Annotated in this window: 14 protein-coding genes; 3 read left to right on the forward strand and 11 right to left on the reverse strand. The window is 68.0% G+C overall.

The annotated features are described in order from the left end of the window. On the forward strand, window positions 1–1,480 hold a 1,480-nt coding region (locus Q0D93_RS07850; RefSeq protein WP_294392665.1), incomplete at its 5' end, for a transglycosylase SLT domain-containing protein. A gap of 3 nt (window positions 1,481–1,483) precedes the next feature. After that, entirely contained in the window at window positions 1,484–2,011 is a 528-nt protein-coding gene (gene moaB, locus Q0D93_RS07855; RefSeq protein ID WP_294392667.1) for a molybdenum cofactor biosynthesis protein B, read from the forward strand. A 264-nt stretch (window positions 2,012–2,275) separates the two neighbouring features. Here the strand turns inward: moaB and Q0D93_RS07860 are convergent, their stop codons facing one another. Continuing rightward, on the reverse strand, window positions 2,276–2,866 hold the full coding sequence (locus Q0D93_RS07860) for a hypothetical protein (protein ID WP_294392669.1): 591 nt from the start codon (window positions 2,864–2,866) through the stop codon (window positions 2,276–2,278). Between the two features lie 107 nt (window positions 2,867–2,973). Between Q0D93_RS07860 and Q0D93_RS07865 the strand changes: the two genes are divergently transcribed. Continuing rightward, a complete protein-coding gene (locus Q0D93_RS07865; RefSeq protein ID WP_294392671.1) occupies window positions 2,974–4,044 on the forward strand; it encodes a PA0069 family radical SAM protein in 1,071 nt (356 codons plus the stop codon). A 43-nt stretch (window positions 4,045–4,087) separates the two neighbouring features. Here Q0D93_RS07865 and dnaE read toward each other — a convergent pair whose 3' ends face one another. From dnaE to plsY, 10 genes are all read right to left on the reverse strand, one after another. Next, window positions 4,088–7,588 carry a DNA polymerase III subunit alpha gene (gene dnaE / locus Q0D93_RS07870; protein WP_294392673.1) on the reverse strand — a complete coding sequence of 1,167 codons (3,501 nt, stop codon included), beginning with the start codon at window positions 7,586–7,588 and terminating at the stop codon, window positions 4,088–4,090. A gap of 69 nt (window positions 7,589–7,657) precedes the next feature. Then, a complete protein-coding gene (locus tag Q0D93_RS07875) occupies window positions 7,658–8,092 on the reverse strand; it encodes a TadE/TadG family type IV pilus assembly protein (protein ID WP_294392674.1) in 435 nt (144 codons plus the stop codon). Beyond that, complete coding sequence (locus tag Q0D93_RS07880) at window positions 8,089–8,595, reverse strand: TadE/TadG family type IV pilus assembly protein (protein WP_294392676.1); 507 nt, start codon at window positions 8,593–8,595, stop codon at window positions 8,089–8,091. The genes Q0D93_RS07875 and Q0D93_RS07880 overlap by 4 nt, the downstream gene beginning before the upstream one ends. Beyond that, complete coding sequence (locus tag Q0D93_RS07885; RefSeq protein ID WP_294392678.1) at window positions 8,595–10,592, reverse strand: pilus assembly protein TadG-related protein; 1,998 nt, start codon at window positions 10,590–10,592, stop codon at window positions 8,595–8,597. The genes Q0D93_RS07880 and Q0D93_RS07885 overlap by 1 nt, the downstream gene beginning before the upstream one ends. Window positions 10,593–10,637: 45 nt before the next feature. After that, window positions 10,638–11,324, reverse strand: a complete 687-nt coding sequence (locus tag Q0D93_RS07890; RefSeq protein WP_294392680.1) for an ABC transporter ATP-binding protein — start codon at window positions 11,322–11,324, stop codon at window positions 10,638–10,640. After that, window positions 11,317–12,594 carry a lipoprotein-releasing ABC transporter permease subunit gene (locus Q0D93_RS07895; RefSeq protein ID WP_294392682.1) on the reverse strand — a complete coding sequence of 426 codons (1,278 nt, stop codon included), beginning with the start codon at window positions 12,592–12,594 and terminating at the stop codon, window positions 11,317–11,319. The genes Q0D93_RS07890 and Q0D93_RS07895 overlap by 8 nt, the downstream gene beginning before the upstream one ends. Before the next feature lie 4 nt (window positions 12,595–12,598). Further along, a complete protein-coding gene (gene proS / locus Q0D93_RS07900; RefSeq protein WP_294392684.1) occupies window positions 12,599–13,918 on the reverse strand; it encodes a proline--tRNA ligase in 1,320 nt (439 codons plus the stop codon). A gap of 122 nt (window positions 13,919–14,040) precedes the next feature. Further along, window positions 14,041–16,644: a type I DNA topoisomerase gene (topA, locus tag Q0D93_RS07905; protein ID WP_294392686.1), complete on the reverse strand. Its 2,604-nt coding sequence runs from the start codon at window positions 16,642–16,644 to the stop codon at window positions 14,041–14,043. A gap of 92 nt (window positions 16,645–16,736) precedes the next feature. Beyond that, a complete protein-coding gene (dprA, locus tag Q0D93_RS07910) occupies window positions 16,737–17,831 on the reverse strand; it encodes a DNA-processing protein DprA (protein ID WP_294392687.1) in 1,095 nt (364 codons plus the stop codon). Further along, window positions 17,828–18,427 (reverse strand): glycerol-3-phosphate 1-O-acyltransferase PlsY, encoded by a 600-nt coding sequence (gene plsY / locus Q0D93_RS07915; protein ID WP_366510265.1) that lies wholly within the window; start codon window positions 18,425–18,427, stop codon window positions 17,828–17,830. Before plsY ends, dprA begins: the two co-directional genes overlap by 4 nt. Window positions 18,428–18,490 lie beyond the last annotated feature (63 nt).

An 18,490-nucleotide genomic window follows, 5' to 3' on the forward strand; every position in this document is an offset into this window, starting at 1 on the left:
CGCGATCGCCGCCTTGCTGGTGGCCCAGCCCGGCCTGCCCGAAGCGCCCCTGCTCGCCCGCCTCGCCAGCGCCAAGGGCATGGTCGGCCTGCCATCGCTGCCGGTCGAGCGGCGGCTGGTGCGCCTGGGCGGCCCAAGCAAGCGTCCGCCGACCCGCGCCACGCCCGCCGATGCCGGCCTCGAACGCACCGCCCGCCCGCTGCTGCGCGACGGCACCCCCGCCGCCGCCGAACCCTTGATCGAGGCCGCCGCCACCGCGCTCTCGCCCGAGGGATTGACCGAGTGGCGTCACCGTCTCGCCTGGGCTTATTACCAGGCCGGTGACGATGCCTCGGCGCGCCGGGTCGCGACCGTGGCGCAGTTCGGCGCGGGCGACTGGTCGGTCGACGCGGCGTGGGTCAACGGCCTCGCCGCCTATCGCTCCGGTGCCTATGCCGATGCGGTGACGGCCTTTACCCGGGTCGCCTCCAACGCCGGCGACAGCGAGACCGCCGCCGCCGGCCGCTTCTGGGCGGGCCGCAGCTACACCGCCTTGGGCGATGCCGCCCACGCCAGCCTCCAGCTGCAGACCGCCGCCGCACGCAGCGAGACCTTCTACGGCCTGCTCGCCTCGGCCGCCCTGGGCCGCCCGTGGGTGCTGGATGCGCCGCAGATGGATCAGATGGCGGTGGCGCTTCGCCGTCCCGGACTGCGTGCCGCCGCCGCGCTGGCGGAAATCGGCGAAAGCGACGCCGCCGATGCGCTGATCCGGCGCCAGGCACGGATCGGCGTGCCGGCCGAACATGGCGCCCTGATTGCCTTGGCCGCCGCGCTGCGCCTGCCCGACACTCAGGTGTGGCTGACCCAGAATGCGCCCGCCGGCACGCGCCTCACCCTGGCGGCGCGTTATCCCCTGCCCGACTGGAGCCCGCGCGGTGGCTGGCGGGTGGATCGGGCGCTGATGCTCGCCCACGCCTTGCAGGAATCGGAGTTCCGCACCGGCGCGATCAGCCCGGCCGGTGCGCGCGGCCTGATGCAGCTGATGCCCGCCACCGCGCAACTGGTCGCGCGCCATCGCGGCGATGCGCCCCAGACCATCCAGCAACTGGCCGATCCCGCGCTCAACTTCGAATATGGCCAATCCTATCTGGAGGAGCTGGCCGGCAGCGGCACCACCGGCGGATTGCTGCCAAAGGTGATCGCCGCCTACAATGCCGGCCCCAATGCCGTGGCCCGCTGGGGCCTGTTCCCCGCCGCCGCCAACGATCCCCTGCTGTTCATCGAGTCCATTCCTTATGCGGAAACACGCGGCTATGTCGCGATCGTGCTGCGCAATTACTGGATCTACCAGCATCGCATCGGCGTGCCGGCGACCAGCCTCGCCGCCATCGTCCAGGGCAAGTGGCCGCTTTTTCCCCGCCAATCTCAGGCAGTGGCGCAGCAGCTGGCGCAACAGGTCGCCCAGCCGGCCGTGCCGGTCGCCGCGCCAGGCCTGAACTGACCCATGGCGATCGATCACAATGCGGTGTTCCTGCCGGTCCGCATCGCCGTCCTGACCGTTTCCGACACCCGCACGCTTGCGGAGGACCGGTCCGGCGACGCACTGGTCGAGCGGCTGGCCACCGCCGGTCACATCCTCGCCGCCCGCCACATACTGCGCGACGACATTGACGGCATCGTCGCCCAGCTTCACCGCTGGATCGACGATCCACAGGTGGATTGCATCATCACCACCGGCGGCACCGGCGTGACCGGCCGCGACATCACACCCGAAGCCTTTGCCCGCGTCCGAGACAAGGAGATTGAGGGCTTCGGCGAACTGTTCCGCTGGCTCAGCTTCCAGACGATCGGCACCTCCACCATCCAGTCCCGCGCCACCGCCGCCGTGGCGCGCGGCACCTACCTGTTCGCGCTCCCCGGCTCCACCGGCGCGGTGAAGGACGGGTGGGACGGCATCCTCTCTACCCAGCTCGACAGCCGCCACCGCCCCTGCAACTTCGTCGAACTGATGCCGCGCCTCCAGGAACGCTGATCGCCCGGCACCCGCCCGAGAGCGACCTTCCTCAGCAACACGGCCCCTCGCTTGAGGGAAAACCTCTCCCTCTCCCCGCAAGGAGAGGGTCGGGGTGATGGGGGAACCCACGCCGCGACTTGCACCCACCGGCAAGCACGCCAGCCCTCAAAATCCCGCCGCCGTATTCCGCCGATCCGTCCCGGCCCCCGCTCCGCCGTATCATCACCACCAAGACGCCGCTCGGGCCACCACATTCGCCACCGCCAGCGCAGCAAACACCCCTCATGCCTCCAGCAGCGCATAGGGAATATCCACCTTGTTCCACCGCGCCCCGTGGCAGCGTTTCGCCTGATCCACGGCGGAGGCGATGAACCCGTCCCATTGCGTCGGATGGATCGTCTGGCATCCCAGGCTTGAGGTCGCATTGGCCGAACCGCGGTGGATGTTGATCCCGAACATGCCCGTATGCGGATAATCCGGGTTGCCGTCGCGCATCACCGTCAGTGGCCCGCCGCGCTGGCAGAGCGCCAGATATTTGCCGTTGTGCAGGTCGAGCCGATGCACCCGGTGCAGCCCGGGCTGCAGCCGCGCCATGCCCCGCCCCTTGACCGCGAAGCCCGTGCCCACCCGCCGTCCAGACGGGTCGGTATTGCCGTTATATGCCCCGAAGAAGCCGTGGCTGACCAGGAATATCGCGTCGTCATAGATCCCCCGGTCATTCGCCCCCGGCGCACCCATGCTGGCCTTGTAGTAACCGCGCATCCCCACCGCGAACAACGGGTCGCTGTCTGCCGACAGGCCCAGCGGCTCCAGCCGTGTCATCAGCGCCGAATAGCTCAGGCGCGGCCGCATGTTCGGCACGATCTTCGACATGGCTGTTCCCCCACCACCGTTCGCGACCCGGTCCGTTTAGCGGAGCGAAGCGGGAATGTCAAGTTTTGTTCCTTGTATGTTCCGATCGTGCTGCTACCCTGCCAGGCATGACTCGGCCTCATCACGGACGCGGCGCGACGCTCAACGCCACTTCGACGCGCTTCAACCTGCGCCCGCGCGAGGCGGACGGCGATTGGCTGGACGATCGCGATGTGGTGGATGGCGCCCCGCCGCCGCTCCGTACTGCGGTAACGGTCGAACGCCCCCGCACCATCCTCACCCGCAACGCCTCGCCCGACGTGCCGTTCGACCGCTCGGTCAATCCCTATCGCGGCTGCGAGCATGGCTGCATCTACTGCTTCGCGCGGCCGACCCACGCCTATCACGATCTCTCGCCCGGCCTGGATTTCGAGACGCGCTTGTTCGCCAAGCCCGATGCGCCCGGGCTGCTGCGCGCGGAACTCGCCGCCCGCGATTATGCGCCCAAACCGATCGCCTTCGGCACCAACACCGATCCCTATCAGCCGATCGAGGGCGAGTGGCGCATCACCCGCGCCTGCCTGGAGCTGCTGGTCGAATGCAGCCACCCCTTCACCATCACCACCAAGTCCGACCGGGTGGTGCGCGACATCGACCTGATCGCCCCGATGGCGGCGCGCGGGCTGGCCGCCGTGGTCCTGTCCGTCCCCACCATCGATCCGGCGACCGCCCGCACGCTGGAGCCGCGCTGTCCCCATCCGCGCAAGCGCCTCGCCGCCGTGCGGGTATTGAGCGACGCCGGCGTGGCGGTGTTCGTCAGCATCGCGCCGGTCGTGCCGCAGATCACCGACCATGAGCTGGAACATATCCTGGAGGCGGCGCGCGATGCCGGTGCGCGCGGTGCCTTTTTCCTTCCCGTCCGCCTGCCGCACGAGGTCGCGCCCCTGTTCCGCGCCTGGCTGGACACGCACCATCCCGATCGCGCGGCCAAGGTGATGGCGACGATCCGGTCCATTCGCGGCGGAAAGGACAATGATCCGGATTTCTTCTCGCGGATGAAGGGGCAAGGGCCCTGGGCCGACCTGCTCCGCACCCGCTTCGCCGTCGCCTGCCGCAAGCTCGGCCTCAACCGCGAGCGCCTGACCCTGCGTACCGACCTGTTCCAGCCGCCGCAGGGCGACCAGCTGCGGCTATTCTGATGCTGATGCGGTCCGTATCGTCAGGCAAGCGCCCGCCGCGGGCTCACCCCACCAGCGCAAGGCGCGGCGGGTCGAGCGGCTCCAGCGCCACCGCCGCCACGCCCGGCACGCGCTCGATCGCCTCCACCATCTCGCCGTCGAGCCGGAAGTCCCGCCCGACCCGCAACGTCGCGGTCGCCAGGCCCGCCGGCACGATCAGGCGCACCTCGCCCCGGCCCGCGCCGCGCGCGCCCTCCAGCGTCGCGGCCAGCGCCGCCAACGCCGCCTCGTCCGCCAGCGTGATCTCCATCCTGAGGCGGGTATTCACCGTCATCCCGTCGAGCGGCTTGGCCGCGCGCACGGTGATGCGCGGCGTTTCCTCGCCCGGGCGCTTGTCCACCTCGACCGACAGCAGCATGCAGTCGCCGGTGCGGGCGGCCTGCTCCATCGCTTCCGACGCTTCGTCGTCGAAGCTCGACGCCATGAACTGCCCCGACGCATCCGAACAGGTGGCGAGCAGGTAGCGATTGCCCCGCGCCGACGTGCGCCAGCGCGCCTCCTCCACCAGAGCCGCCATCCGCATCGTCGCGCGCGGCAGCGGGCGACCGCGTTCGTCCCGCTCGGGTTCGCCGGACGGCGCCGCCATCTGGCTCAGTTGTTCCAACGTGCGCACGCCCTCCCCCTGTGCGAGGTGGCGATAGCGGTCGGTGGGATGCGCCGAGAAGTAGAAGCCGAACGCCTCCTTCTCCTGCGTCATCCGCTCCGCCACCGACCAGCGGGCGTCGCGCGGCAGCCGGATCGGGGCCGCGCCGCCGCCCGTCGCCTCCCCGAACAGCCCGCCCTGCCCGCTGGTGCGTGCGTCATGCGCGCTGGCGGCATGGGCCAGGATCGTCTCCGCCGCCGCGAACACCGCCGCCCGTTCGGGCGAGAGCGTGTCGAACGCCCCGCCCGACGCCAGGCTTTCCAGCTGACGGCGGTTGATCAGGCGCGGGTCGATCCGGTCGGCCAGGTCGTCCAGGCTTTTGAACGCGCCGGCGCGGGTTCGCTCCTCGACCAGCAATTCCATCGCCTTCTCGCCCACGCCCTTCAGCGCGCCGAGGGCGTAGCGCACGCCGCCATCCTCGACCGCGAATTCAGCGACCGATCGGTTGATGTCGGGCGACAGCAGGGTCACACCTGACCGCCGCATGTCATCCGCCCAGATGCACAGCTTGTCCGTCAGGCTGATGTCGTAACACATGGAGGCGGCAAAGAATTCGGGCTTGTGATGCGCCTTCAGCCACGCCGTCTGGTAGGCCAGCAAGGCATAAGCCGCCGCGTGGCTCTTGTTGAAGCCATAGCCCGCGAACTTGTCGATCAAGTCGAACAGTTCGTTCGCCTTCTCGGCAAGAATGTCCTGCTTGGCGCAGCCTTCCACGAAGCGCAGGCGCTGCGCGTCCATCTCCGCCTTGATCTTCTTGCCCATCGCGCGGCGCAACAGGTCGGCCTCGCCCAGCGAATAGCCGGCCAGGATCTGCGCGGCCTGCATCACCTGTTCCTGATAGACGAAGATGCCGCAGGTTTCGGACAGGATCCCTTCCAGCAAAGGATGAGGATATTCGATGCCGACCCGGCCGTTCTTGCGGTCGCCGAACAGCGGGATGTTGTCCATCGGCCCCGGCCGGTAGAGCGACACCAGCGCGATGATGTCCCCGAAATTGGTCGGGCGTACCGCCGACAGGGTGCGCCGCATCCCTTCGGATTCCAGCTGGAACACGCCGACCGTGTCGCCCTTCTGGAGCAACTGGTACACCGCCGGATCGTCGAGGACCAGCGCGCCGAGGTCGACCTCCACGCCGCGCTGCCCCAGGAACTGCGCCGCCTTTTGCAGCACCGACAGGGTCTTGAGGCCGAGGAAGTCGAACTTCACCAGCCCCGCGCCCTCGACATATTTCATGTCGAACTGGGTGACGGGGAAGTCCGAACGCGGATCGCGATACAGCGGGACGAGCTGGTCGAGCGGCCGATCGCCGATCACCACGCCGGCCGCATGGGTGGAGCTGTGGCGCGGCAGGCCCTCCAGCTTCATGGCCAAGTCGAACAGGCGCTTGACCTGCTTGTCGGTCTTCACCTCGCCGGCAAGCTCGCTGACGCCGTTGATCGCGCGATCCAGCGTCCACGGATCGGTCGGGTGGTTGGGCACCAGCTTGGCCAGCCGGTCGACATGGCCATAGCTCATCTGCAGCACGCGGCCCGTATCCTTCAGCACGGCCCGCGCCTTCAGCCGCCCGAAGGTGATGATCTGCGCCACATGGTCCGCGCCATATTTCTGCTGGACGTAGCTGATCACCTCGCCACGCCGGGTTTCGCAGAAATCGATGTCGAAGTCGGGCATCGACACGCGTTCCGGATTGAGGAAGCGTTCAAACAGCAGGCCCAGCTGCAATGGGTCGAGATCGGTGATGGTCAGCGCCCACGCCACCGCCGAACCCGCGCCAGAACCGCGGCCCGGCCCCACCGGAATGTCATGATCCTTGGCCCATTTGATGAAGTCGGCCACGATCAGGAAGTAACCGGGGAAGCCCATCTGGACGATCACGTCCAGCTCGAACGTCAGCCGCTCGCGATAGGGCCCGCGCCCGCTTTCCGGCATCTCCAGCTTGTCGAGCCGCGCCTCCAGCCCCGCCGCCGCGTCGCGCCGCAGCATCGCCGCCTCGCCCTCGCGGTCGCCGGCCAGGCTGGGCAGGATCGGCTTGCGGCTCGGGGCCGCCACCGCACAGCGTTGCGCCACCACCAGGGTGTTGGCCATCGCCTCGGGCAGGTCCGCGAACAGTTCGCCCATCACTTCGGCCGGCTTGATCCACGCCTCGCACGAGGACCGCACCCGCTCCTCCACCTCCAGGTAGGAGGAGCTGGCGATGCACAGCATGACGTCGTGCGCGGGATGGAAATCGGGTTCGGCGAAGCAGGCCGGGTTGGTCGCCACCAGCGGCAGGTCACGCGCATAGGCGAGGTCGATCAGCGCGTCCTCGGCCGCTTCCTCCACCGCCTCGCCCCGCCGCGCGAGTTCAATGTAGAGCCGGCCAGGAAACAGCGCCTCCAGCCGGTCCAGATAGCGTTCGGCCGCTTCCCGCTGCTCCTCCGCCAGCAGCCGGGCGAGCGCGCCCTCGCCCGCCCCGGTCAGTGCGATCAGCCCGTCCGATCGCTTTGCCAGCGCATCGAGCAGCACATGCGCGTCTTCGTGCGCCGGTCGGTCGAGATGCGCCGCCGACACCAGGGCGCAAAGATTGTCATAGCCCCGCTCGTCCTGGGCATAGAGCGGCAGCCAGTCGATCTGCGGCCCGCCGCGCCCGTCGCTGCCCCCCGGGCGCGCCACGCCCAGCAGCGCGCCGATCACCGGCTGCACGCCCGCTTTCTTGGCGGCTTCGCTGAACGCCATCGCCCCGTACAGGCCGTTGCGGTCGGCGATGGCGGCGGCGGGAAAGCCGAGCTTCCGGGCCTGCGCCGCGATCGCCTTGGGATCGATCGCGCCTTCCAGCATGGTGAAGGCCGACAGGATGCGAAGCGGCACGAAAGGCTGGACCATAACCCTATCTATGCGCGCCTACCCCGCCCCGAAAGGGCGGACCGCCAAGCTATCCACAGATATTGCGCCTCAGCCCGCCACCGGGAAGCAGGAGGTGGAGACAAGCGTGCTCGGCATCGCCGATTGCGGCAGCAGGGTCATCGAACCCCGGCCATAGGGCACGGTGATCGTGGCGCGCATCATGCCCGCCAGATTGCCGCACCTCGCTCTGTCGGTGTCGGTCGTCAGCGCCAAGTCGACATTGGCCGTGGTGATCGCGATCTGCGGGCGCGTATTGCCGAGGGCGACGGCATAGCTTTTCGCCGTATCGATACTCGTGCAGCCGCTGGCCTTGATCGCCGCGCAACGGGCGACGTCGGCGGCCAGCCCGTTCACCTCCTGCTTGACGAACATCACCCGCGCGCCGTCGAGGATCAGGAACAGGAACATCAAAAAGACCGGGCAGACGAAGGCGAACTCCGTCACCGTGCTGCCTCGTTCGTCCCGGATCAGCGGCCCGGTCATTGCAGGCGCACCACCACCGTCTGGGTCATGGTGGTCCCGCCCAGCCATTTGTTGGGCACGACCACGGCCGCATAAGGGCGCGTCGCGACGATCCTCAGGTAATAGCCCGCATTGCCTCCGCTCGCGCATGTCGCGCCGTTCTTGTAGGTCGTCGTCAGGATCAAGCCGCTGGTCGCGTCGATGCAGCGGTACGATGTGTCGGTGCGGTCACTGATTCCCTGGCACGTTGCGTTGTTGCAGGTGACGGTCGGGGTGGTGGTCAGTCCGGCGGTTGCCCTCACGAAATTGGCGATGTCGGCCGGCACCGGCGCATTGCGGGTGTTGAACGCAAGGATCGCACCCTGCTCCACCGCCTGGCCGAGCCGCAAGTTCTGCTGCACGTAGACGGCGAAATCCAGCGCGACGATGACGACGCTGAAGAAGAACAGCGACAGCATGGCGAACTCGATTGCCGCCGCGCCGCGTTCGTTGCGCCGGAACCGGCGGATGAACCCGTGCTTCATCATCGCACCAGGGCGATGACCGCACTGCCGCCACCCGCCGCCGCGGAGCCGGACGCGTTGTTGGTCGCCAGATTGGTGCAGGTGGAGGCGGCGGTCGTGCCGCCACTCAGCGTCAACACATTGACGATGAAGCTCAGGCACTGCCCCCCGCCGCCCATCGACGCACCCCCGCCCAGGGTCAGGCTGGCATTCGGCATGTAGAAGGCGCCCGACACGGTTGCCGTGGCCCCGCCCGACAGCGCCGAGGCGGCGCTGCTCTGGCTGGCGAAGACGATGTTGGTCAGGCCACCGCCAGCGTTGCTTGTCGGCGCGGCCACGCTCAACCCCGCACCGCCGCTCAGGTTCAGCGTGTCCTTCAGCACGAACGTGACGTCAGTGCCCCTCATCGTGCCCGACGTCCGGTTCGTCAGCGATCCGTTGATGACGTACAGCCCCGTGCCGAAATTGACCGATCCGGTCGCGACCAGATCACCGTTGATGTAGTGGGTGGCCGCGTCCCCAAGGGTCAACGTGCCGCTGCTGTTGATGCGGATATTGCCGTTGGCGCTGAACGGGCCGTCGCCGAAGGTCAGGGACGTTCCGCCCGCCACGATGGAATTGCAGTTCGCATTGGGCATGCTCCCGCACCCGGCATTGCCGATGCGGATATCGGCATTCCCGATCGACACCTCCGACCCACCATCGGTCTGCAGGGCACCCTGCGAGCTGAAATAGCCGCCACCGGCCGTGATGAAGGTCCCCGATCCGACTTTCAGGCCCAGACCAGTGGCGGGATCGCGACCAAGCAAGACGTTGCCGGGGCCCCACTGGAACGTGGTATATGTGATCGACATGCCCTCGGCGACGACGAGGTTCCCGCCATCCGCTGTCACGTCACCTTGCGTGGTGAGCGACCCGATGACGTACAAGGTAACCACCCCGATATCGATCGACGGGCTGAGCACAATATCGCCACCAAAGGTATACGATCCCCGACGCAGGATGACCGGCGTGCTCCCTGCCGAGAAATCCTGTCTTATCAGGCATGTGCAATTACCGAAATCAACACCGCCCCCAAGTTTGATCGTTCCGCTTATGGTGACTGTTGAGGAACCGTCGAATACGAGCTTGCGGTCATTAGCAATGGTCAGGTTTCGGATCGCATACGGATCAGAACCCTTATTGGGAGCCGCCGTGTAGACATTGCCCCTGAGCGTCACACCCGCCGGCAAGGGCGAGCCGTTTGTAAGATTCCAGTCGTTCCCGGTATCCATGGAGTAATTGACCGGGATCACGTACGGAGCCGTGAACTGCCCCAGCTTGGCGAACGCCGCATCCATATTGGCATTGTCCGCCAGCGGATCGGTCGTCTTGGCGCCCTGGCTGGTCTGGACGTTGCCGGCCTTGGGGCTGGTGGTGATCCAGCTGGACTGGCCCTTCAGGTCCTTGCCGATGACGACCTGCGCCGCAGTGACGGTCGTGCCCCCGGATTCGAGCGACATGCCGGCATTGGTGCCGATCGAACATCCGCCCGACGTGCTCAGCTTCGCGCCGCCTGACAGGATGATCCCATATGGCACATTGTTGGACAAGGTCCCCACGCAGGCCGACCCCACATCCTTGGCCAGCGATGCTGTGGCCTGGTTCTGCAGCGGGATGGCAAGCTGCGTCGTCATCATCTTCGCCATAACCAGCGGCATGGTGGTGTTGATCGTCACCACCACCTGCGACTGGTCGGACGACAAAGCGGCGGTGGTGGATGCGCGCGGCAGTCCGTTGGCGATCGCCACATCCTGCGCGGTGGCGGTAATGACATTGGCGGTGGGGTTGTTCTTGTAGGCCATCGCCGCCGCGAGCGCCGCGATATCCGCCACGCGCTGGTTCTGCACCTTGATGCTGTAGGCGTTACCCGCCTCGACCGCCAAAGCGGACATGCCGAATGCCGACAGCAGGGAGAACGCCCCCATGATGGCGATCGAGCCGTTTTCCGCGGCGAACAGGCGCTTCAGCCATTGCATGACCCTGATTGTCTCCGATCAGGGTAAATAATCCTTCAATTCGGATCAGTAACAATTTGTGTCGTCAAGTTTCCCTTCGTGCAACCGCACGACTCGATCCATCCGTGCCGCCAGACGTTCATTGTGCGTCGCCACCAACGCCGCCGCGCCCTGCCCCCGCACCAAGTCCAGGAAGGCGTCGAGCACGCGTTCGGAGGTCGCCTCGTCCAGATTGCCGGTAGGTTCGTCCGCCAGCACCAGGGCCGGACGGTTCGCCAGTGCGCGCGCGACCGCCACACGCTGCTGCTCGCCGCCCGACAGCTGCGCCGGGCGATGGTCCAACCGATGGTCAAGGCCCAGTGCGGTCAGCAGGGTCCGTGCGCGCTGCTCCGCCTCGGCCGGATCGCGGCCCCGGATCAACTGCGGCAGGGTCACATTCTCCTCCGCCGTGAAGTCGGGCAGCAGGTGGTGGAACTGGTAGACGAAGCCCAGCGCCTCGCGCCGCAACCGGGTGCGGCCATTGTCGTCCAGCCGCGCCGCTTCCTCGCCCGCGATGCGGATGCGCCCCTCGAACCCGCCTTCCAGCAGGCCGACCGCCTGGAGCAAGGTGGACTTGCCCGACCCGGACGGCCCCAGCAGCGCCACGATCTCGCCCGGCTGCACCGCCAGGTCGATGCCGCGCAGGACATGGATGGTGCGCCCGCCCTGCGTGAAGGACCGCGCCAGCCCCGCGACACCCAGCACCTCACTCATAACGCAGCACCTGCACCGGATCGGTCTTCGCCGCCCGCAGCGCGGGATAGAGGGTGAACAGAAAAGCCAGCACCAACGTCATGACGATGATCAGGGTAATCTCGAACGGATCGGTGCGCGACGGCAACTCCGACAGGAAGCGGATGGAGGGATCCCACAAATTCTGTCCCGTGATCCGCTGGATCAGGTTCACGATCGGCTGGCGGAAGAACAGGAAGATCATGCCCAACAGCAGCCCGCCCGCCGTGCCCAGCACCCCGATCGACAGGCCGATCGCCACGAAGATGCGCAGCAGCGCCGATCGGGTCGCGCCCATCGTTCGCAGGATCGCGATGTCGCGGGTCTTGGCGCGGACCAGCATGATCAGCGACGACAGGATGTTGAACGCCGCCACCACCACGATGATCGACAGGATGATGAACATCATCACCCGCTCGATCTCCACCGTCTGGAACAAGGACGCGTTCATCTCGCGCCAGTCGCTCAGGCGACCGACCGAGGTCACCTGTTGGCGCAGCGAGCGGAGGATGCGGTCGACATGGTCGGCATCCACCGTCTGGATCTTGATGGTGCCGACATCGTCGCCCATCATCAGCAGGGTCTGCGCATCCGCCATCGGCATGGCGACCATGGTGTTGTCATAATCGTAGACGCCGGTTTCGAACACGGCCGCGACCCGATAGGCGACGATGCGCGGCACGGTGCCGAACGGGGTGGATTGCCCGGCCGGGTTGAGCAGGCTGATCTCGCCCCCGATGCCGACCCCCAGCGCCTCCGCCAGCCGCGCGCCGATGGCGACATTGCTGGATCCCGGCGTCACCTCCCCGATATTGCCCGCGACGAGATTGCCGGCAATCTCCGGACCACGGATCGACGCCATGGTCATGCCGCGCAGCACCACGCCCTCGACGCGGCCCCGGGTCGATCCCATCAGCGGCTGTTCGATCAAGGGCGTGACCTGGGTCACGCCCGGCGTCGCGCGGGCCAGCGCCTCGATCCGGCGCCAGTCGTGCAGCCGCCCGTCATAGCCCTGCACCACGGCATGGCCGTTCAGGCTGGTGATCTTGTCGAACAGCTCCGCGCGGAAGCCGTTCATCACGCTGGTCACGATCACCAGAGCCGCGACGCCCAGCATCACGCCGAGCAGCGAGAAGCCGGCCACCACGGCGATGATCCCCTCCCCCTTACCGGGCCAGAGGTAGCGCCGCGCCACCGTCCGTTCGTAGCGGGTCAGCATAGCCGATCCCGCACCCCGGCGCGGGGCGCGCATGGGATCACTTGGCGGACACCTTTGCCAGCGCGTCGGCCGGCGCAAGCTCCTCGCGCTCGCCGGTCGCGCGACGCTTCAGCTCGACCACGCCCTTTTCCAGCCCCTTGGGCCCGATCACGATCTGCCACGGCAGGCCGATCAGGTCCATGGTCGCGAACTTGGCGCCGCCGCGTTCGTCGCGATCGTCGTACAGCACCTCGACGCCCGCCGCCTGCAACTCCTTATAAAGCGCGTCCGCCGCCGCCGTGCAGGCCGCGTCGTCGGCGCGCATGTTGATCAGGCCGACCGCATAAGGCGCAACCGCGTCCGGCCAGACGATGCCCTTGTCGTCATGGCTCGCCTCGATGATCGCGCCCATCAGGCGGCTTACCCCGATGCCGTAGCTGCCCATGTGCGGCACCACCTCACCACCATCCTGCCCCTGGATCTTGAGGCCCATGGGTGCCGAATATTTGGTGCCGAAGTAGAAGATGTGCCCCACCTCGACCCCGCGCGACTGGCGCAGCTGGTCTCCGGCATCGGCCTCCCGCGCTTCGTCGCGCTTTTCGTCGGTGGCGGCATAATCGGCGGTGTAACCCGACACGATGCCCTGCAGGCCGGCCACATCGTCGAAATCGACGGTCGACAGCTCGGCCGGCTTCTCCCAACTGGAATGGTAGAAGACGTCGCTCTCGCCGGTAGGGGCGAGCACGATGAATTCATGGCTGAGGTCGCCGCCGATCGGGCCGGTATCCGCCTGCATCGGGATGGCGCGCAGCCCCATCCGCGCGAAGGTGTTGAGATAGGCCACGAACATCCGGTTGTAGCTGTGGCGCGCGCCGGCTTCGTTCAGGTCGAACGAATAGGCATCCTTCATCAGGAACTCGCGCCCCCGCATCACGCCGAAGCGCGGCCGCACCTCGTCCCGGAACTTCCACTGGATGTGGTAGAGCGTGCGCGGCAGATCGCGATAGGAGCGCGCGGCGTCGCGGAAAATGGCGGTGACCATCTCCTCGTTGGTCGGGCCGTACAGCATCTCGCGCTCATGCCGGTCGGTGATGCGCAGCATTTCCGGGCCATAAGCGTCGTAACGACCGGACTGGCGCCACAGGTCGGCCGCCTGCAAGGTCGGCATCAGCAGTTCGACCGCGCCGGACCGGTCCTGCTCCTCGCGCACGATCCGCTCGATCTTGCGCAGCACGCGCAGGCCGAGCGGCAGCCAGGCATAGATGCCGGCCGCCTGCTGGCGGACCAGGCCCGCACGCAGCATCAGCTTGTGGCTGACGATCTGGGCGTCGGCCGGCGATTCCTTCATCACGGGCAGGAAGTAGCGGGAAAGGCGCATATTGCTCCGGGTCTTTCTGTCTGGCGTGCTGCTTAGGCCCTGTCCCGCTCCGGGGCAACGCGGCCACGCAACGGCCGGCATCCCCCCTGTCCAGGCAGGGAGCGGGCCGCGTGCGGGTGGCCTCAATCCTCGGCGGCTTTGGCTTTCGTCGCCTTGGCCTTGGTCGGCTTGGCCGCCGTACTCTTGGCCGCCGCCGGTTTCGCGGCCGCCTTGCGCGCGGGCTTCTTCTTGCCCTTGGCCGGCCCCTTGGCGGCGCGCTCCTCCAGCAGCACCAGCGCCTGCTCCACCGTCAGGCCCGCCGGATCGGTGCCCTTGGGCAGGGTGGCGTTGGTTTCGCCATCGGTGACATAGGGGCCGAACCGCCCCTCCATCACCTTCACCGGCTTGCCCGTGACCGGGCTGTCAGCGAATTGCTGGAGCGGCTCGCGCGACGCGGCGCGGGCGCGGGCACCGCCATTGGCCGCATCCGCCAGCTTGGCGACGGCGGCGTTCATGCCGGTCTCGAACACCTCGGCGGTGGAAGTCAGCCGCGCATATTTGCCGTCATGCGCCAGATAGGGGCCGTAGCGCCCGATCGAGGCCGTGATCGGCTTGCCCGATTCCGGATGTGCGCCGACTTCACGCGGCAAGGACAACAGCTTCACAGCCCAGTCCAGATCCAGTTCGCCCACGTCCTTGGGGATGGAGGCGCGCTTCGCGTCCTTGCCGTCGCCCAGCTGGACATAGGCGCCGAACCGGCCGGAGCGGCGCGTGATCGCCTCGCCGGTCGCGGGATCGGTGCCGAGTTCGGCCGGACCCGCATCGGCCTCGGTCGCCTCACCGCCCTGCGCGAAGCGGCGGGTGAACTTGCATTCGGGATAGTTGGAGCAGGCGACGAATGCGCCGAACCGGCCGCCGCGCAGCGCCAGCTTGCCCTCTCCGCAGTTCGGGCATTGCCGGGGATCGGAGCCGTCGCCCTTGTCCGGGAACAGATAGGGCGCCAGGAATTCATCCAACGCCGCCGTCACCTCCGACGGCTTCTGCTCCATGACCTCGGCCGTCTTGGGCTTGAAGTCGCGCCAGAACGCCTCCAGCACCTTCTGCCAGTCGGCGCGGCCGCCGGACACGTCGTCAAGCTCCTCCTCCAGCCCGGCGGTGAAATCGTAGGAGACATAGCGGTCGAAGAACCGCTCCAGGAAGCTGGTCAGCAGCCGCCCGCTCTCCTGCGGCAGGAAGCGGTTCTTTTCCAGGACCACATAATCGCGGTCCTTCAGCGTCTGCAAGGTCGCGGCATAGGTGGAGGGGCGCCCGATGCCGAGCTCCTCCATCTTCTTGACCAGCGACGCTTCGGAATAACGCGGCGGCGGCTGGGTGAAATGCTGCTCGGCGGCGACGCTCTTCCTGGCGGGGGCATCGCCCTCGCCCATCCGCGGCAGGCGACGTGAATCCTCATCCTCGCCCGCGTCGCCCTGCTTGCCGGAGCCGCCGACGGAGACGTCGTCGCGCCCCTCCTCGTACAAAGCGAGATAGCCGGGGAACAGCACCACCTGACCGGTGGCGCGCAGCACATGCTGGCCGGTGCCGTCGGACAGTTCCACGGTGGTCCGTTCCAGCCGCGCCGACGCCATCTGGCTGGCCAGCGCGCGCTTCCACACCAGTTCGTACAAGCGGGCATGGTCGCCCGATCCGGCGCGATCGCGCGAGAATTCGGTCGGACGGATCGCCTCGTGCGCTTCCTGCGCATTCTTGGCCTTGGCGGTGTACTGACGCGGCTGATCGGGCACGTAGCCGCCGTCATACCGCTCCACCACCGCTGCCCGCGCGGCGGAGATGGCGCTGGGGTCCATCTGCACGCCGTCGGTGCGCATATAGGTGATCGCGCCCTGCTCGTAGAGGTCCTGCGCCACCCGCATCGTATGGCTGGCGGAGAAGCCGAGCTTGCGCGCCGCCTCCTGCTGCAGGGTGGAGGTGGTGAACGGCGGCGGCGGGTTGCGGGTGAGCGGCTTGGTCTCGACGCTCACGACCGAGAAGCGGCCCGCCTCCACGTCCGCCTTGGCGGCGGCGGCATCCGCGCCATTGCCGATCGACAGCCGGTCGAGCTTCTGCCCCTTCCAGCGCACCAGACGGGCGGCGAACGGCACGCCGTCCTGCTCCATCGCGGCCGAAACCGACCAATATTCCTGTGCACGGAACTGCTCGATCTCGCGCTCGCGGTCGACGATCAGGCGCAGCGCCACCGACTGCACGCGCCCGGCCGACTTGGCGCCCGGCAGCTTGCGCCACAACACCGGCGAGAGGGTGAAGCCGACCAGGTAATCCAGCGCGCGGCGCGCCCGATAGGCGTCGATCAGATCCTCGTCCAGCTCACGCGGATTGGCCATCGCGTCCAGCACGGCGGGCTTGGTGATGGCGTTGAAGGTGACGCGGCGCACATCCTTGGGCAGGACCTTGCGCTTCCTCAGCACCTCCTGAACGTGCCAGCTGATCGCCTCACCCTCGCGATCCGGATCGGTCGCCAGGATCAGCGAATCGGCACCCTTCGCCTCGTCGGCGATGGCCTTCAGCTGCTTGGCCTTGTCCGCATAGGGCTCCCACTCCATCGCGAAGCCATCGTCCGGGTTCACCGATCCGTCCTTGGCCGGCAGATCGCGGACGTGACCATAGGACGCCAGGACGCGGTGACCCGGGCCGAGATACTTCTCGATGGTCTTGGCTTTGGCGGGGGATTCGACGACGACGAGCTTCATAAGGCGGAGATAGGATCCCTTGCGTGTGTGTGCGAGGGTGGCGAGCGAGAGGTCCATTCGTCAAGCCGCCTCGTCTTCACCATCCCGATGCGTCAGGTCAGGCTGACCCGTCCGCCGGCATGACGTTCCAGCCGGCCGGCAAGCTCAAGCTCCAGAAATACCAACTGCACGACCGCCGGCACGAGGCCGGAGAGACGAATCACCTCGTCGGCCGGAGCCGGGGATGGGCCGAGCAGCCCGGTCACCAACCGGCGATCGGCATCGCTGGCGTCGGCGGCATCGCCGGCCCGATAGCCGGCGGGCGGCGCCGCGACGTGGGCGTGGCCGAACGGCGCCAGGCTGTCGAGCACGTCGGCGGCGGTCTGCACCAGGGTCGCGCCGTCGCGGATCAGCTGGTTGCAGCCCTGGGCGCGCGGGTCGAGCGGCGACCCCGGAACGGCCATCACCTCCCGCCCGCATTCCACCGCCAGCCGCGCGGTGATCAGCGATCCCGATCTCGGCGCGGCCTCCACCACTACCGTGCCCACGCTCAGGCCGGCGATGATGCGGTTGCGATAGGGGAAATGGCGCGCGCGAGGCTCGGTGCCGGGCGGCTGCTCCGCCACCAGCAGGCCGCGCTCCGCCACCGCCTGTTGCAGCCGGTCATTTTCGGGCGGGTAGACGATGTCGATCCCGCCGGCGATAACCGCGATGGTGCCGCCGTCGAGCGACCCGGCATGGGCGGCGGTGTCGATCCCGCGCGCCAGACCCGACACCACGGTGACACCGGCCTGTGCCAGGTCATGCGCCAATGCGCGGGCGAAGCGGATCGCCGCCGCCGATGCGTTGCGCGCGCCGACGATGGCGATGGCGGGACGCTGCGCCAGGGTGGCATCGCCCATCACCATCAATGCGGGCGGCGCGGTGTCGATCTCGGCCAGCAAAGGCGGATAATCCGGCCGGCCCATGAACAGGTAGCGCGCGCCGAGCCGGGCCACCTCCGCCGCTTCCCGCTCGACGTCCGCCGCCGACGCGATCGGGGGCGCAGCCCCGCCGCCGCGCCGGGCGAGACCGGGCAGCGCGTCCAGCGCCGCCTGCGCCGTGCCGAAGCGGCCCAGTAATTGCCGAAAGGTGACCGGCCCGATCTTGTGGGTGCGCAACAGCCGCAGGCGCGCGATCGCGTCCGCGTCCAAGCTCGCCGACGTCACGGAGCGCTGCGAGCGCCGACGCGCGGCTCGGTTCCCTGCAGCAGCCGCTCGATATTCACGCGGTGGCGCCACAGCACAACCAGGGAGAAGGCGAGAAAGGTCAGCGTCAGGTCCGGCCGGAAGAAATAGGCGGCCGCGACCGGGATCGCGATCGCCGCGCTCATCCCCGCCACCGAGGACACCCGTATCGCCGCCAACGCGCCCAGCCACACCACCAGGGCGACCAACCCGGTCGGCCAGTGCAGCGCCAACGCGATGCCGAGCAACGTCGCCACGCCCTTGCCGCCGCGAAAGCGCAGCCAGATCGGGAAAACATGGCCGAAGAATGCCCCGATAGCGGCCAGCACCCCACCCGATGGCAGGATCGCCGCGCCGATCAGGACAGCGGCCGCGCCCTTGCCGCCATCTAGCAGCAGGGTGAGCGCCGCCAGCCCCTTGCGGCCGGTCCGCAGCACGTTGGTGGCGCCGATATTGCCCGACCCGATCGATCGCGGATCGGCCGCCTGGCCAAAGCGGGTCACGATCACCCCGAACGGTATTGATCCGAGCAAATAGCCGCCGATCATCAGCAGCGCCGGAGTAAGCCATATGTGCAATTCTTATCCCCTCGCCCCCACGGATAAGCGATTGCGACCGGCCTGCCAATTGATCTCGATTGT

The organism is uncultured Sphingomonas sp. (assembly GCF_934560975.1).
In the GTDB taxonomy this organism is placed as follows: Bacteria; Pseudomonadota; Alphaproteobacteria; order Sphingomonadales; family Sphingomonadaceae; genus Sphingomonas_I.

Coding starts and splice junctions, on each gene's coding strand:
- moaB (WP_294392667.1), top strand. CDS start 1,484: ATGGCGATCGATCACAATGCGGTGTTCCTGCCGGTCCGCATCGCCGTC.
- Q0D93_RS07860 (WP_294392669.1), bottom strand. CDS start 2,866: ATGTCGAAGATCGTGCCGAACATGCGGCCGCGCCTGAGCTATTCGGCG.
- Q0D93_RS07865 (WP_294392671.1), top strand. CDS start 2,974: ATGACTCGGCCTCATCACGGACGCGGCGCGACGCTCAACGCCACTTCG.
- dnaE (WP_294392673.1), bottom strand. CDS start 7,588: ATGGTCCAGCCTTTCGTGCCGCTTCGCATCCTGTCGGCCTTCACCATG.
- Q0D93_RS07875 (WP_294392674.1), bottom strand. CDS start 8,092: ATGACCGGGCCGCTGATCCGGGACGAACGAGGCAGCACGGTGACGGAG.
- Q0D93_RS07880 (WP_294392676.1), bottom strand. CDS start 8,595: ATGAAGCACGGGTTCATCCGCCGGTTCCGGCGCAACGAACGCGGCGCG.
- Q0D93_RS07885 (WP_294392678.1), bottom strand. CDS start 10,592: ATGCAATGGCTGAAGCGCCTGTTCGCCGCGGAAAACGGCTCGATCGCC.
- Q0D93_RS07890 (WP_294392680.1), bottom strand. CDS start 11,324: ATGAGTGAGGTGCTGGGTGTCGCGGGGCTGGCGCGGTCCTTCACGCAG.
- Q0D93_RS07895 (WP_294392682.1), bottom strand. CDS start 12,594: ATGCGCGCCCCGCGCCGGGGTGCGGGATCGGCTATGCTGACCCGCTAC.
- proS (WP_294392684.1), bottom strand. CDS start 13,918: ATGCGCCTTTCCCGCTACTTCCTGCCCGTGATGAAGGAATCGCCGGCC.
- topA (WP_294392686.1), bottom strand. CDS start 16,644: ATGAAGCTCGTCGTCGTCGAATCCCCCGCCAAAGCCAAGACCATCGAG.